Origin of the sequence: Sulfitobacter sp. 1A15106 (genome assembly GCF_043556995.1) — a bacterium.
Taxonomy (GTDB): Bacteria; Pseudomonadota; Alphaproteobacteria; order Rhodobacterales; family Rhodobacteraceae; genus Sulfitobacter; species Sulfitobacter faviae.
Map to the genome: position 1 here is coordinate 92448 of NZ_JBIFFM010000012.1, position 14529 is coordinate 106976.

At 60.8% G+C, this 14529-nt stretch carries 17 protein-coding genes and 1 pseudogene; 3 read left to right on the forward strand and 15 right to left on the reverse strand.

The annotated features are described in order from the left end of the window. Positions 1-185 precede the first annotated feature (185 nt). Genes ACGYKA_RS17315 through ACGYKA_RS17325 form a run of 3 tightly spaced genes read left to right on the forward strand, consistent with a single transcriptional unit; the run spans position 186 to position 2598 of the window. A complete protein-coding gene (locus ACGYKA_RS17315) occupies positions 186-998 on the forward strand; it encodes a TIGR04255 family protein (RefSeq protein ID WP_133344171.1) in 813 nt (270 codons plus the stop codon). Between the two features lies 1 nt (position 999). Beyond that, positions 1000-1728 (forward strand): hypothetical protein, encoded by a 729-nt coding sequence (locus tag ACGYKA_RS17320; RefSeq protein ID WP_394439320.1) that lies wholly within the window; start codon positions 1000-1002, stop codon positions 1726-1728. Between the two features lie 12 nt (positions 1729-1740). Next, positions 1741-2598: a hypothetical protein gene (locus ACGYKA_RS17325; protein ID WP_133344173.1), complete on the forward strand. Its 858-nt coding sequence runs from the start codon at positions 1741-1743 to the stop codon at positions 2596-2598. An 89-nt stretch (positions 2599-2687) separates the two neighbouring features. On the opposite strand, the gene ACGYKA_RS17330 is transcribed toward ACGYKA_RS17325, so the two are convergent. The 15 genes and pseudogenes from ACGYKA_RS17330 to ACGYKA_RS17400 all read right to left on the reverse strand — a co-directional run bounded on the left by ACGYKA_RS17330 (position 2688) and on the right by ACGYKA_RS17400 (position 14285). Further along, a complete protein-coding gene (locus tag ACGYKA_RS17330; protein WP_394439322.1) occupies positions 2688-3764 on the reverse strand; it encodes a type IV secretion system protein in 1077 nt (358 codons plus the stop codon). A 12-nt stretch (positions 3765-3776) separates the two neighbouring features. Beyond that, positions 3777-4187: a hypothetical protein gene (locus ACGYKA_RS17335; protein WP_394439324.1), complete on the reverse strand. Its 411-nt coding sequence runs from the start codon at positions 4185-4187 to the stop codon at positions 3777-3779. Continuing rightward, positions 4184-4378 carry a DUF4177 domain-containing protein gene (locus ACGYKA_RS17340; RefSeq protein ID WP_108693659.1) on the reverse strand — a complete coding sequence of 65 codons (195 nt, stop codon included), beginning with the start codon at positions 4376-4378 and terminating at the stop codon, positions 4184-4186. The genes ACGYKA_RS17335 and ACGYKA_RS17340 overlap by 4 nt, the downstream gene beginning before the upstream one ends. Beyond that, positions 4375-5361 carry an ATPase, T2SS/T4P/T4SS family gene (locus ACGYKA_RS17345; RefSeq protein WP_394439326.1) on the reverse strand — a complete coding sequence of 329 codons (987 nt, stop codon included), beginning with the start codon at positions 5359-5361 and terminating at the stop codon, positions 4375-4377. The genes ACGYKA_RS17340 and ACGYKA_RS17345 overlap by 4 nt, the downstream gene beginning before the upstream one ends. Before the next feature lie 4 nt (positions 5362-5365). Next, positions 5366-6745, reverse strand: a complete 1380-nt coding sequence (locus tag ACGYKA_RS17350; protein ID WP_394439328.1) for a TrbI/VirB10 family protein — start codon at positions 6743-6745, stop codon at positions 5366-5368. Then, the gene (locus ACGYKA_RS17355; protein WP_394439330.1) at positions 6742-7437 is read right to left on the reverse strand and encodes a TrbG/VirB9 family P-type conjugative transfer protein; all 696 of its coding nucleotides are present in this window, start codon (positions 7435-7437) and stop codon (positions 6742-6744) included. The genes ACGYKA_RS17350 and ACGYKA_RS17355 overlap by 4 nt, the downstream gene beginning before the upstream one ends. Position 7438: 1 nt before the next feature. Next, positions 7439-8092, reverse strand: coding sequence for a virB8 family protein (locus ACGYKA_RS17360; RefSeq protein ID WP_394439332.1), 654 nt, complete (start codon positions 8090-8092; stop codon positions 7439-7441). A gap of 16 nt (positions 8093-8108) precedes the next feature. Beyond that, positions 8109-8918, reverse strand: a complete 810-nt coding sequence (locus ACGYKA_RS17365) for a type IV secretion system protein (protein ID WP_394439355.1) — start codon at positions 8916-8918, stop codon at positions 8109-8111. Beyond that, positions 8918-10072: a lytic transglycosylase domain-containing protein gene (locus tag ACGYKA_RS17370; protein ID WP_394439334.1), complete on the reverse strand. Its 1155-nt coding sequence runs from the start codon at positions 10070-10072 to the stop codon at positions 8918-8920. The genes ACGYKA_RS17365 and ACGYKA_RS17370 overlap by 1 nt, the downstream gene beginning before the upstream one ends. Beyond that, a complete protein-coding gene (locus ACGYKA_RS17375; RefSeq protein WP_317939009.1) occupies positions 10062-10229 on the reverse strand; it encodes a hypothetical protein in 168 nt (55 codons plus the stop codon). Before ACGYKA_RS17375 ends, ACGYKA_RS17370 begins: the two co-directional genes overlap by 11 nt. After that, the gene (locus ACGYKA_RS17380; RefSeq protein ID WP_394439336.1) at positions 10226-12601 is read right to left on the reverse strand and encodes a type IV secretion system protein B4; all 2376 of its coding nucleotides are present in this window, start codon (positions 12599-12601) and stop codon (positions 10226-10228) included. Before ACGYKA_RS17380 ends, ACGYKA_RS17375 begins: the two co-directional genes overlap by 4 nt. Next, on the reverse strand, positions 12591-12869 hold the full coding sequence (locus ACGYKA_RS17385; protein ID WP_394439338.1) for a type IV secretion system protein VirB3: 279 nt from the start codon (positions 12867-12869) through the stop codon (positions 12591-12593). The genes ACGYKA_RS17380 and ACGYKA_RS17385 overlap by 11 nt, the downstream gene beginning before the upstream one ends. Next, the gene (locus ACGYKA_RS17390) at positions 12862-13146 is read right to left on the reverse strand and encodes a TrbC/VirB2 family protein (RefSeq protein WP_037931816.1); all 285 of its coding nucleotides are present in this window, start codon (positions 13144-13146) and stop codon (positions 12862-12864) included. Before ACGYKA_RS17390 ends, ACGYKA_RS17385 begins: the two co-directional genes overlap by 8 nt. A 107-nt stretch (positions 13147-13253) precedes the next feature. Further along, a pseudogene (locus tag ACGYKA_RS17395) lies at positions 13254-13873 on the reverse strand (lytic transglycosylase domain-containing protein). Positions 13874-13916: 43 nt separating this feature from the next. After that, entirely contained in the window at positions 13917-14285 is a 369-nt protein-coding gene (locus ACGYKA_RS17400) for a hypothetical protein (protein ID WP_394439340.1), read from the reverse strand. Between the last annotated feature and the right edge of the window lie 244 nt (positions 14286-14529).

Sequence of the window (14529 nt, forward strand, 5' to 3'; positions counted from 1 at the left end):
CGAGCCAACGCATCCGTTCGGCTGCATTGTGTCTGTTACTTCGGTTTGATGTTGCGGGCTGACCCACCTCACAATTGAGTAGCGTGCCAGCCGTTAAACCAATCTTTACCTCCTGAAGGCTAGAAATTCTTGCTTCACACTCTACTTCATATGCTATAATCCGTTCAAAAAAGAGGGCGAACAACATGGCAGATCGTTGCGACGACCCCCTCTTCGGGGAGGTTCCTGATCGTGTGCTCCTGAGCAACGCGCCCCTGGTGCGTGTGCTCGGGCAAGTGAAATTTCCTCGGATCTCTAAGATCGCAGAAGAAAGCTACATCGCAGATTTCCAAGAGGCTATCCGTGACGAGTACCCACATTTTCAGAGCGACACGATCCAAGGCGTGGACATCGTTATCGACGGCAACGAGGTGAAGCACCGGCAAGTCACCACTGTTGTCTGGCGGTTCTTCGATGCACGCAGGGTGCTGCGTGTGTCTTTGGGGCCGGATGCGATCACTTTGGAAACGGCGAGCTATGTGTCCCGAGATGACTTCCTGTCTCGGTTCGAGTTCATTCTTGGGAAGCTCGTTGAGACTATTCGCCCTAAGCTGGTGCAGCGTGTAGGGTTTAGATACGTTGATCGTCTGCAGGACCCTGACGACCTTGAAGTCATGTCGGATTTAATTCATCAAGAATTATTGAATGTCCTGCAATCAGGATTGGTCGAACACATCGACTTTTCCATGACCGAGATCACAGGCTCGACCAAAGAAGGTAAGATCATCGCTCGGTATGGCCTCGCGCCTCCCAAGTTCAGCCACGACGTCGAAATGGCACCGCCGGTTGATGTGAAAAGCTGGGTTCTCGACGTGGATTCCTACAGCACAAATTGTGAGGGGCAGATCTTTGATACCCAAATGCTGTGTGCCGAACTCGACAAGGTAGCTGCGCGCGCCTATGCTTTCTTCCGGTGGAGTGTGACCGAAAAATTCTTGGAACGTTTTGGGGTCAAGTGACATGCTGATTGAACAACTTTCCGCAGGCGCGGCATCCGCCGCGATCCTTTTCGCTCCCGCTGTGAATGGGGCAACTCGATTTGATGTGATGGATCAAACCGCACCCGAAGTGGCTGCACCGTTCTCGCATGGGCAGAGTTTCAAAGTGTTCGAGCGAGACATTCAAGCGTTCGCCATGCGCCAAGAATACCTTGAAGGCAGCACTGCACTGAACATTCCGGTGTCTTTCTCCTTCGAGGACAATAATCGGACCGCGAACACAGCACCTGCCGAATTGGTCCACGAGCTTCGGCGGATTTCTGGACTAACATGGGCTCAGATTGCAGAGGTTTTCGAGGTGTCCGCGCGCGCTCCATATCATTGGGCGTCTGGAAAGGCTGTGTCCGCTGAAAACCATGAGCGCTTGGGGCAAGTCGTGACCGCTCTCAGGTTCATCGACAGAGGGTCAGCCGAAGAGAACCGCAATCTGCTTCTGGGCAATGCGCAACCGGGGCAAACCTTCTTGGATTTGCTGTCTGGCGGTGAGTATGAACTTGTCCGTGCACTTGCAGGCAAAGGTCTGGGCCGCCCGACCTTCGGACCTGCGTTGACCCAAGACGCCGAAAGGTTCAACGTGCCAAGACACTGGGGCGATAGCATCGAAGCATCGAGCGGAATGGACGAAACAGAAATCTTGCCGCTCAGTCAACCGAAGCTGCGGCGCGCAAAAGCACGTCGAAACAAGGCATAAAGGGAGTGCCGGTTGACCGAGAAAACACCGGAGAGCGACGAAGTTTTTCTGGCTCGCCTTGCTGAATGGCAGCAAGGCGATTTCTCCCTTGATTGTGGCGACTTTCTGTTTCGCGACGTCTCAGAGCTGACAGATGAAGGCGAAGACGACGGAGGCGCAGTATTCGACTCCGAGACAGTCGGATTTGCTGTGATATCTCAGACTTGCGACGTAGCTCGGGAGTCTGAGCGCGTCCCGTATGTCTCTGTTTGCCCAATGGTGGTTGTCGACGCGAAACGTATTGGGGAGATTGAACGAGGCCAAGCACCTCGTTTCGGCTTTCTGTCCGCAACACCAGACAATGTAGTTGTCGATTTCTCTCGCACAATGAGCGTGTCAAAAAAGCTCCTTGTCTCTTGGGAGCGGCAACGCGGGTGCGAAGACGAGAGGCAGCAGCTCGAATTTGCTAGAGCACTTGAAACCTTCTTTGGCCGATTTGCTTTTCCAGATGCTTTCGTGGCATCGGTGGCGTCTTTGCGCAAAGCAATCCTTTCGAAGTACCCGAAAGGCGAATCTGACCTCGGCAAAGCCGTTCGTTCTATTCGTGAGATCCGCGCATATCCTCACGCGAGTTGGTCAGATATGGCGGCAGTTCCAATCACCTTTATCGCGATACTTGAAGATGAAGGAAAACGTGAATTGGCAGATCGCGAAGAGATCAGGAAGCAAATTTGGCCAAAGATCAGCGCTATTGATTGGCAAGGGCCATTCTCTCTGCGCGAAGGCGGTCTCCACATGGCCACGTTGGGTGATTTGACGGCTGCCGACTATCTGAACTCCTACCCTCTCGACGTAAACTCGCTGTCGTTCGCGCGACGGTACATCGCCTAGATCATCGTTTCGAGGTAGGCGACGCAACCCCGCTCCTAATTTTTTTGGAAAGCTGCCGTTCGCAGCGCCTGAACTACCGCTTTGGGCCGTCACCGTCGCCCAAGCCGTCCCAGTCTCGCCAGCTGCGCCAGCATTTTTGATCCCGAGTCTGCGGATCCTGTGCCGCCTCCGGAACCCGTCTGTCCCATGCCTTGCCGCACTGGCATTTGCTGCACGCCAAAGAACTGCCGCGCCCTGAGGGCTGCGTATTCTGCGCCGCTCGCACCGCCGATCAGATAGCGGTTGTAGGCTTGCTGGCTGCCCGTCGCTGCGCGAACGAAGCTGTAGCCGCCGCCGAGACCACCGGAGAGGGCGGGCATCATGATGTTGCCGGAGATCGCGCGGACGATGAAGGGTGTTGCGATGATGAACCCTTTGGCCATGAGCACCATCATAAAGAAGGGTATGAGCGCGCCGATGTTGGAAGCCCCTTCCGGATCACCCAACTCGCCGATGAGAGCCGAGGCCACCCCGGTGATGGTCGCGAAGACCCCTGCGACCACGATAGGGTAGATCGCGAAGGAGATCAGCGCGGACAGCCAGCGCGCGAAATAATCCTTGGTCACCTCGAAGAGGGTCAGGAATATCATCACCGGGGCGATCCCGATCAGAAGCGCGATCATCAGTCGAGAGGCCACGAGGATGAAAGCGGCCAGCCCGCCGAGTATCGAGAGCAGAAGCACCCCGACGATGTCGAGCATGGCCCCGGCCATCCAGTTCAGCTCTGATCCGGCTGCATTGAGGTAGTCGCCCAGCTCCGCGATCAGCCGGTCGAATTCCTCCGCGAAGGTGCCTGAAGGGCCCGGGCTGCCGCCGCCGACGGAAGCTACAAGCGCGCCCGCGATACTGTCGATCCCATAGAGAATGGCAGACGAGAAGGCGTTGAACTGCATCCAATTGGTCGCGAAAATCCCGATGAGCCCGATCTTGACCGCGAGCCAGAAGGCTGTGTGCCCATCCATGGCCCGGTATTGATAGATCATGTTGATTCCGACGAGGATCACCACCAACGTTGTCCCCAAAACTAGGAGCGTGCCGACCGTTGCCGCAACCGCACCAAACTGGGTCTCAGCGGCGGTGTCGAGATAGGCCTGGGAGGTTTCAACGAAGTAGGTGACGACACTCATCGCGGGATTGCCTTACCAATTGCCTGCGGCGTCGCAGATGGCCTTGGCGGCAGTTCGGGCGGCGTTGGCGCGGCGATTGTAGCCTTCCGAGGCTTCGAGCATTTCCCACCGTTCGTCGCTCGCGTAGCTCTCCCGAAACATCGCCTTGGCCGCGTCCCAGGACGGGAACCGGGTCGCGCAGTCGCAGTTGCCGATCTCGACGACCCGCTCGAGGTTCTGGGCGCGATAGATGTCCTGAACCAGAACCCGCTGATAGGCTTGGCGCAGGGGGATCTCCTGCATCCAGATGGGCTCGGCGGGCCGGTCCGGACAGACGTCAAAGCTGCGATCGAGGGTTGGCACTAGGTCGCGCTCGGCAACGGCGAAGGCAGGCGTCAGGCTTAGGGCCAGTGCGGCCAAGGCGAGGTGCTGCGCCTGCCTCATGCCGTGGCTCCAGCGGGTGTGGTTTCGCGTTTCAGGAAAACGGTGTGCCCGATATTGGCGAATTCCGAAGTGCTGATCGACACCACCTCCCACCCGTCTGCGCCCTTCTCGTTCAGGCTGGCCTGCATGTCGGCAAGGCTGGTTTTGCGGGTCATGGGAAAGGACAAGATATCGTATTCAAAGGTCTTCATGAGGAAGTTCCAATCTCAGTTGCGCCGGGGAGGTAGAATTCGGTGATGCCGCGTTTGCCGTCATGGCGGCCGGCCTGGATGATCACATCGATGGAATTTTCGATGTACTGGATCATGTCGGCATAGGTCATCGGGATTTCGGTCTTGAGTGCCGCGATCGCGAGCCGCTGCACGGCGAGTTGCGGGGTTTCGGCATGCAGTGTGGTCATGGACCCGCCATGGCCGGTGTTGATGGCTTCCAGAAAGGTCATGGCCTCCTTGCCGCGCACCTCGCCTAGGATGATCCGGTCGGGGCGCATGCGCAGCGTGGCGGTGAGAAGCACATCGGCGGTCTGGAATTCCGCGTCACGATTGGCGATGAGGGTCACGGCATTTGGCTGGGTCGGCAGAAGCTCGGCCGCTTCTTCGATGGTCACGATGCGTTCCTCGGCCGGTACGTGAGAGAGGATCTTGCGCGCGGCGACGGTCTTGCCGGTGGAGGTGCCACCCGAGACGATCATGTTGAGTTTATTCTCGACGCAGAAGGCAAGCGCATCATCGATCAATCCGGCAGCCACCACGGCGCGCAAGGCGCGCTTCTTTTCCACGCGCAGGTCTTCGAGCTTGCGCTCTTTTCCGTAGAGGAAATCGAGCGCAATGCCCTCGAGTGGCAGGCTCGAGAAGAACCGCAGGCTGATCGACATGGCCGAGAGCACGGCGGGCGGGGTGATGACCTGCGCGCGGATCGGGCGCCCCTTGTAGGTGATCGAAACCGAGACGATGGGGCGGTCCTTGCTCATCGTGGTATTGGCCGATGAGGCGATCTGGTTGCCGAGGTCCCTGACCTGAACGCCGGTCAGCCTCTGGTCTAGCGCGCGCATGAAGTGATCGCCCTGAAATTCGCCCCAACAGGTCCCGTCGGGATTGATGCAGATCTCGATGACATCGTCGCGGGCGGCGGCTTCGATCCGGTCGAGTGAGGTTTCCAGATAGCTCAGCGACATGGGCTCAGAATATCTCCAGATCGCGGTCGACCATGACAGTGACGCGCGCGCCTTGGTCGACATAGATGACGGGGCCGATGGAGAGGTAATCGCCTATGACGCTGTCCGTGGCATCTGCCAGATCATCGCCAACGTCTTCGAGAACGTCGGCGGCAGTCTCATCCTGGACCTCGGAGGCGGCGGCACCAGGTGCTGCCGAAATCAGCGAGATCAGGGCGGCCGACCCGAAACGCTCGGCAAAGCGCGTGTCCACGAAACCTGTGACACCGGAGCGGCCGAGTTCGTCGCCCCCGAAGGAGCTGATCTGGACGGTCTGACCCGCGGGCAGGATAATCCGGTCCCAGGCGATCGTGACCCGGCGCTGCGCGATATCGACGCCGGCGCGGTAGCGCCCGATGAGACGGGATCCGCGCGGGATCAAAAGGCGCGTGCCATCGACGCTGTAGACATCCTCGGATACCACGGCACGGGTCTGGCCGGGTAGCGAGCTGTCGAGGGCGGTTTCCATGACGGCCTGGATCATGGTGCCCTGTAGAATCGTGTTGGAGGGATTGGCGATCACCTCGGCCTGCGTCACGGTCGAGGGCAACGCACCATTCAGCACGAAATCCGTTACCTCGCCGAAGGTGCGTTCGGTCAGAGCCGTTTCATTCGCTCCGGAGGCACCGCCAAAAGCGATGGTGGGCGAGGTGATGCGCCGCTCCTGGAAGGCGCGTTCCTCCGTGGCGCGGCGCTCCAGCTCGGCCATGCGCCGGGTTTCTTCCTCGCGGCGCAGTCGCTCTTGCTCGCGTGCGCGCAGCTCATCTTCCGTGGGGCCCGTTGGCGCGGGTTGCGGTCGGCTGGCCTCGAGTTGGGCCAGTTCCAGATCCATGCGGAGTTGCTCAAGGCTGCGATCCCGCGCCGTCAGTTCGTCCTGAAATCGTTGCTGTGCGGCTTCCGAGGCGGCTTGTAGCGCCGCGATCTGAGCGGTCAGCGCGTCGATCGCCTCTGCGGCGGCGGTGTCTTCCTCGACGACCGGTTCGGGGGCGTTGCGCAATTCCTCGATCTGAGCCTGCAGTGCGGTGATCTGCGCCAGAAGCTCCGCGTTGGGCTCGACTGGATCCGGTCCGACAAACACAACCTCGGGCTCGGGCGGGGGCAAGGTCTCGATAGCGCCAAAGCCATCCCCTTCGTTTTGGAAGACGTCCGGAGTGGCCGTCGGCAAGGCTTCCTCTTCGTCGGGCTGTGAGAGGAGATAGAGCAGGGCACCACCTGCGCCGATGACGAGGACCACGATCAGCGCAAGAAAGGGCGACCGGCGCTGCGCCGCCGTGGTGGCGCGGGCACTGCCTTTCTCAAGGGCGGCGAGGCGTTTTTCCAGCTCGGTGTTCTCGGTATCGCTCATGAGGTGGCCTCCGCGGGCGGGATCGCCTCGATGCAGACCACCTCTTCGCCAAGTCGCAGGACCCATTGGCGGTTCACGCCGCTGACGCGGATCACGCCGTCTTCAGGGGTTTGCGTGTTGACCGTGCGCTCGCGGCCGCCCGCGTAGCGAAAGATCGCTGGCACAGGTGCGTTCCGCGGAAACGCGAAATACGTGAACGTCCCGTCATCCCAGATGCGCGTTGGCGTGAACTCGGTCCGCGCGCTGGCACCGTAATTGTAGTTCGGCGCTTGGGCGGCGATGGCCCGGGTCGGGCGCGCAGCGTCATCAGGATAGCGGAACTGCACCACATAGAAGGTCGGGCTGCGGACCTCCTGGACGTTGAAATAGTAGCTTCGCCTGTTCGTGTAGACGGTCACATTGGTATGGACGCCGCGCGCGACGGGCTTGATCGCAAAGGCCTGACCGCCCGGCACGCCATCGATCTCGAAGCCCTCGGTGTCGCCCGCGATGATCGAGCGGATGCTTTCACCCTCACCGAATTCGACCGTGGTCACATGGGTAAGCGAGACGCTGAGGCGGTAGACCTGACCTTCTTGATATGTTGCCAGCCGCACGCGGCTGTCATTTGGACCACCGCGCGGGATCGCATCGGCAAAGGCAAGGGCAGGCAGCAAAACAAATATGGCAGCAACAAAGACCTTATTGATCAAACTAATTCTCCAATCTGTCGGAGCGGATGGAATATTCGCGCACGGTGAAGCCGAAGGGATTGGTCCAGACCTCGTCGATGGAGCGACGGGTTTCGGGACGGAACTCGAAGAGAAGCGTGGCGGTGAAGAGCCCGGTCTGGGTGCCGTTGATGGAGGTCAGCCGCTTGCGCAAGCGCACGGTGGCGCGGTTGGATCCGATCCGGTTGATGCTGAGGATTTCCACGTCGAGCCGGGCATTGGGGCCATAGACGGTCGGCGGATAGTTTTCATTTGCGCTGTTCCAGATCTGGCGTAGCCCGCTCTCGGCAGCCCCGTCCGAGCGGCGCAGGACGCTGCGGATGCGCAGATCGTTGTCGAGCTGGTTGTAGACCTCGCGGTCGGTCACATAGCGGAACACTTCCGCCTCGATGATCGCCTGGTTGGCGGTCACCGAGGAAGCGCCCACCGATGCTTCGGGGAGTGCAAAGCCGGTGGCGGGATCATAGGGGACAACGACGGGGGGCGGATCGACATCGAGGATCGAGACAGCTGCCGCGCTCAGACAGCCGATGATGCCGAAGACAAGGCCTATCAGGCCAAGACGCTGCCAAAGCCGTTCACGGCGCAGGGCACCGTAGACCAGCTCTTCCTCGATGATCTCTTGTTCACTCGCCACGCGTCACACCCCGCACTCACTCGGCCCGCAGCTCGGGCAGCGTGAAATCCATGAAGCGCTGCTCCTCGGCGATGGTGGCGGCATCGATCACGCCGCCGGTGCCATCGCCCACGGTTTGAATCGCTTCCAGCTGCCACATCGCCACGAGGGCGATGGCCAATTCAGCTGTCACGCGCGTGTTGAGATCGACGCTTTGCTTGAGCTCTTCCATGTCGTCGATGAGCCCGACAAGGCGATCGACCCGCTCGAGCGATTGGCCGGCATCCTCATAGCTGTTCTGGGCCGCCGCCGAGACAAGGGCACCGGTGGTGGCCTGCGTCGCCACGCGGTTGGCCCCGGGATTGCCGCTCGTGGCCATTTCCGAGAGGGTGTCATCGTCAAATCCGAGATCGGCCAGCACCCGATCCATCTGGGTTTCGATTTCGCCTGCGCCGGAGCCCGAGAGGCCCGAGAAATCCCCCGTCTTGATCGCGTCAATCGTCGCGAGGATGTCGCCGAATTCTTGGTCGAGCAGGCCATTGAGTTCGTCTTCCATCTCGGTGCGGATGATCTCCGGCAGTTCGGCAAGGCGGGTGAGGGCCTCGTAGGTTCGTTGCAGCTCCGCGAGTTGATCCGTGAGAAGGCCGAGCTGTTCACGGAGCTGCGTCAGCTGCTCGTTTTGCAGGATCTCGTCTTCGATCATCTGCCGCAGCTGCTGGATGTTTTGCGCGATGTTCTGGGTGTCGACGACCGGTACACCTTGTGCTGCGGCAGGGGGTAGGGCGCTGAGCTGCAAGCCAACGCCAAGTGTCGTGGCCAAAGCTGTCCTCAAGAGCAGATGTCCCATCATTCAATCTCCCTGATCGTAAAATCCATGAACGCGCCTTCGGCCATGCGGGCGCTGGCCTGGGCCAGCTCTTCGGCGGAGAGCACGCGGGTGCGGGCGGCCTGAAGCCGGATGCGGGCGGCCACGAGACGCACCAGTTCGGCGCGGGCATAGGTGTTGAGTGCGACGCTCTCCTGCACGTCCTCGGTTTCGGAAATCCGTTCGACGATATCGCGGATGCGCATGGCGGCTTGCCTGATCGCGGCGGGTGAGTTGCTGCCATAAAAGGCCGCGCCGTGCCCAGTGAGCGAGAGGTTGGCATTGGCCAGAAGCGCGGGGTCGATCGTGCCAAGCGCTTCGATCCCGCCGATACGGGTCAAATAGAGGTTATAGCGTTCGGGGATCACTTGGACGTAGTGCTGGGTCTCGCGGAAGGGTGGCACGCCGCCATACTCGAAAACCCGGCCGGGTCCGGCGTTATAGGCCGCAAGGGCGTTGATGATGTTGCCATCGAAGGTGTTGAGCTGTGTCGCGAGATAGCGTGCACCGCCATGCACCTGCAGGTAGGGGCTGTCATAGTATTCCGGATTGATGCCCAGATCGCTGGCGGTACCGGGCATGATCTGGGTGAGGCCAAAGGCGCCGACGGGTGAGCGGGCGCCAATCGTGAACCGGCTTTCCTGCCAGATGAGCGCCTGTAGGAGTGCGCGCCATTGGACCGGGGAGAGGCCCGCGCGGCCAACGCCGGCAAAGCCGCTGGTCTCCTGAGCCACGCGGATAATGAGCTGCTCGATGTTTTCCGCCGCATCCCCGAACATCTGCGCACCGCCGGGATTGGGATCAATGTCACCCGTGCCATAGACCGCCTCGACAGAGCGGGCTGGATCGCCACTGCCGCTTTCCAGGCCCGAGACCATCGCCGGCAGTCCTTGACCGCCGAAGCTGGTTTGGGCATCGAGGATGCGTTGCAGGGTTTCCAGCTGCTCCCGTTCGATCTCGGCGATGAGTTCGCGCACTGCTAGCTTGTCGGCCTGAACAGCCAAGTCTGCCTCGCGATCGCCGGTCTCGACGATGTCACGCGCGGTCAGCCCACTGTCATTGGTCGGCACGCCTTGAGACAAGGCGAGACCGGGCAGCAGGCAAAACGCGAGGATATGAGGCAGGCTAGACTTCAATGTTGCCCTCCGGGGTGCCAAGGGGCGTGAAGTCACAATCAGGCGCGACGGGTGCCGTGGACGCAAGGAATGTGAAGCAGTTCGCCTGCGGCTCCCGGTACTGGGTGCAGGAGGCCAGCGCGCCGAGCGCAGCCAAAGCGACAAGAATACGGATCATGAAAGCCTCCAGAAGTCTGGGCGGTCGCGGTAATCGGGGCCGACGAGCGCTTCGCCCTTTTCCATGCCGCCAAGGATGGTGAGATTGGGCCCAAGTGCGCTCAGATCGGCATCGACGACGATCGAGCCCTGATCGTCCCGGATCAGTGCGAGGCGGCTGTTGCTGCCCGTGTTGAGAAGGACGTCGAGCTCCTTCTCCGTGAGGTTCAGCATGGCGTAGTCCGAGGCATTGGCGCGGATATTGGGCAGCAGGATCTGCGTCGGAACGGCTTCGACGATGGTCTTGCCGGTCCGGGTGCGCTCGAGCTGGCTCGCGTATTGCGTCATCATCACCGCGACGGTGTTCTGCTTGCGCGCAGTCACGAGCCAGTTCGACAACCGTTCGGCGAAATATGCGTTGTCGAGCGCCTTCCAGGCCTCGTCGATCACGATGATGGTGGGGCGGCGATCCTCGATCTCGCGCTCGACCCGGCGGAAAAGATAGGACAGGACCGCCATCCGTTCCTTGTCGGCCTCGCTGTCGAGAATGCCGGTCAGATCGAAGCCCACGACATCGCCCTTGAGCGAGAACGTGTCCTCGAGGCTCTGCCCGAAGATCCAGCCGTAGCGGCCGTCTTCGGTCCACTCGAGCAGGCGCTGGTGCAGATCGCCGCCGTCATCCGTAGACACAAAAAGCGATGCGAAATCCCGCCAGTTCCGCAAGGCGGGGTTTGTCGCCTGCGCGTTCTGGCGCACGACTTCCTGAATGCGGTTGGTCTGTGCCGGTGTCAGCGGCTTGTCGGCACGGTAGAGCAGGGTTGTGAGCCAGTCAGAGAGCCAGGCGGTGCCGCGCGCATCGGTCTCGGTCCAGAGCGGATTGAGGCCCGTGGGCTGACCGGCGTTCAGGGACGCGTAGCGCCCGCCATTGGCGCGCACCGCCATCTCCATGCCAAGACGGTAATCGAAGACGAAGATCCGCACCCCTGCGCGACGGGCCTGAGTCATGAGAAAGGCCGACAGCACCGATTTGCCCGACCCGGGCCGTCCCATGATCAGGGTATGGCCGCTTGTCGGTTCTTTGTCCGGGCTGCCCTGCTCGTGATAGGAAAACCGGTAGGCGCTCTGCTCCGGCGTGGGCAAATATGTGACGACCCGGCCCCAGGGGGTACGTGCTGCAGGTTTGCCGAGCTGCGTCCGGTGGAAGGCCGCAAAATCCGCGAAGTTGCGGTTGGTGACGGCGCTGGCGCGGACGCGCTTTGGCTGGTTGCCGGGGTGCTGGCTGAGGTAATGCGCCTTGGCCGCGACCCGCTCGCCAATCATCTTCACGCCTTCGGTTGCGGCGGCGTTCACGATCTCGGCGCTGAGGGTTTGCAGTTCTTCGAGCGTGTCGCAAAAGAGCGTCACGACCATGTGATGCTCGCCGAAGCTTTGGCGCTTGGCCTCGAGATCATCGGCGGCGATATCGAGGGCTTCCAGGAGCGAGAGGGCTGCGTCCTGGCTGGCCTGCATCTGGCGCTTTTGCCGCTTGATGCGGCCCGCCATGAGGTTCGAATTGATCGGCGTGAAGGAGTGCGTCACGATCATGTCGACCGGCAGGTTCAGCATGTCGAACATGGTGCAGGAGGTGCCTTCCGAGTATTCTCCGATGGTGAAGCTCTTGCCGTAGCGGTGGCCCACGACGCCCTCGGAAAGCTCGAAATGGTCGCCGTGAAACGTCACGCGGGTATTGGCGACGTTGAAGGACAAAAAGCCGTAGGTGCCCGCCGGATAGAGCGGCAGCTCGGTGCCCGTGTTGAGCGCGCCCAAAAATCCCACCAACTCTCCCGATCCGGCTGACAGCAGGCGCGGCTTGAGTTCGGTAAGCCCCGAGAGGAAGACGTTCACGGCCTCACCGAGGCGCTGCAGGCGTTTGCGGGTCTCCTCCTTCAGTCGGTCCGGCGCGCTGCGGCTCAGGAACGGCAGGAGGCTTTTCGGGGGCGGGCGGTGAATGACGGTGAGCGTCAGTGTTTTGTCGCGGAGCCCGCTGGTCTCGAGTTTCGCGCGCCAGCGCCGGTCGACCTCGCCTGCGAAGCTGTCCTCACGGATGGGGTCCAGATCCGGTCTGATGGCCTTGGAGACCTTGTGGACGTAATAGCTGAATTCAGGCCCAAGCTGCGCGATGATGCGGGCAAAAAGCGCCGTCACCTTGTCGAGATAGGCATCGTCGGTCGTGTAGCTGTTGATCCCCTCGAGCCGGATGCAGCGGAAGAGTTCGTTCACCCGGGTCCGCACGGTCTGGTCGTCAACGAGGCTCACATAGGGCAGCATATGCGCGAGGCGGGTCTCGCGCGCATACCAGTCTGGCGTCATGGTGCGGACATCGAGCGCAGCATCACGGGCGTCATCACGGGGCATAGCTGTCCCCGCCATGGATGGACCTGTTGCGCGTGGGCGGTGTCTCCTGCAGGGCCGTCATCATCACGTCGATGAAACGCGGGTCCCAATCCGCGGCCTTCCACAGCACCGGATAGAGAATGGTGGCCACGCCCAGCACCGCGATGTGCTGGACCCAGACGAACAAGAGCACCGAACCGAAGAGCCAGACCATCGCGTACATGATAGGCAGGCCCAGAAGCTTGGGCGGGCGCACGAGGCCGAGAAAGAGAGGCGAGCGCTCAGCCACCGGCAAAAACCGCGGCAACGATGGTGGGGGCGGCCGCAACACCGGCGATGCCCACGAGGACCCAAAGCGCTTGGCGCAGGTCGATGATGTTGAAGAACCAACTCAAGAAAACGCCGAGGACCGCGAGTGTGGCGATGACCACACCAAGAGGTCCGGTCAGCGCATCGACAATGCCCTGCAACAAGCTCTGGATCGGGGAGAGATCGATGCTCTGTGCAAGGGCGGGCTCGGCAATGAACAGGAATAGCGCCAGCGAGGCTACAAAGAGGTTTGAAATCCAACTTGTTTGGAAAAAGCGGTATCGCCAATGCACTGCCGCGCTGCGCGCTCTCGTGACATTGCCGATAAGTGTTTTGAGGAATGATTTCCAAAAAGGTTGGGACATCATGAATTTGATCCTTCCAATCGGGCCACGACGGCCATGACGCGGGCCACGTGGTTCTGGTTTCTCGGTAGGGGGGAATGCCGCCGTATTGACGCACGGCGTCCGGTCCGGCGTTGTAAGCGGCCAGCGCCAGATGCGGATCGCCGAATGTCTCCAGCATCATCGCGAGATAGCGGGCGGAGCCGTCGAGGTTCTGCAGAGGATCGCGCGGGTCGACGCCAAGATCACGCGCGGTTTCTGGCATCAATTGACCCAGACCCAAAGCGCCCGCAGTTGAGATGGCATCCTGTCTGTAGGCGCTTTCCACTTCGATATTGGCCCGGTAGAGAGCCAGCCAATCCGTGACGGACAGTCCCGCGCGGCGCAGGCCGGGATGGTCGGCATAGCGCAGGCCCGTTGCCTCGATGCCCGAGAGAACGTCTGCGCGGGGCAAGGGTGCTGACTGGGCGAGTGCTGCAAACCTCAGCGCGTCAGGCTCGGAAGCCGCCTCAATCTCACCAAGAATGGCCAAACCATCGGGAGCCGATCCCTGACCAACGCCGTCATTGTAGTTCCGGGTAAAACCGCTCTGAGGCCGGGATGGGGTCAGAGAGCCATCGCTCTCCATGACCAGAACCATTTGCGCTGAGGCAGGTGCTGCGACCAGCCAGAGACAGACGAGATTAGTTGTCAGCGCCCTCGTCTGATGGGGCTTTGTCTGATGGGGCGAGCTTGTGGCTCCGGCTTGTCCCCGCTTCAAGCGGTAGGTCGATATGCGCAAAGCCAAGGCCAATGAAGAAAGATACCACGCCGGAGATCGTCTTGAACTCGCGGATCTTGATATCGTTGTAGGTCGTCCGGGTGCGGGCCGTGACGAGGAGCTTTTCGACGCCGTCGTCAGAGACAACGCGCATGACCCAGACCCCGTAATAACTTGGGCCTTTTTTGTGTGCCGACTCCTGGCACAGGATTTCTGCGCTATAGCCGCTTTCCACGAGTTCGCGGAACCTGGCTTCCGTAACCACATTTGGTGCTTCGATGTCCCAGTTCATGGCCCGGCTCACGCTTTCTCAAAGACGCACACCTAGGCATTCCCACTTGAAGCCTAGAGTTACGATAGTATATTACTGACCGCAATAGTATATTTAAGACGATGCGGTTATACGCTGATCCCGATATCTTTAGGCACGAAACATGCGCTCGTTCAAGGAAACATGTGGTTTGAGTTACCCCCAGTCGTGCGTCCCGCGGTTGCTGCGAGCGTTGGCTGTGTTGTTGTCGCTTGAAAGTGGCTCG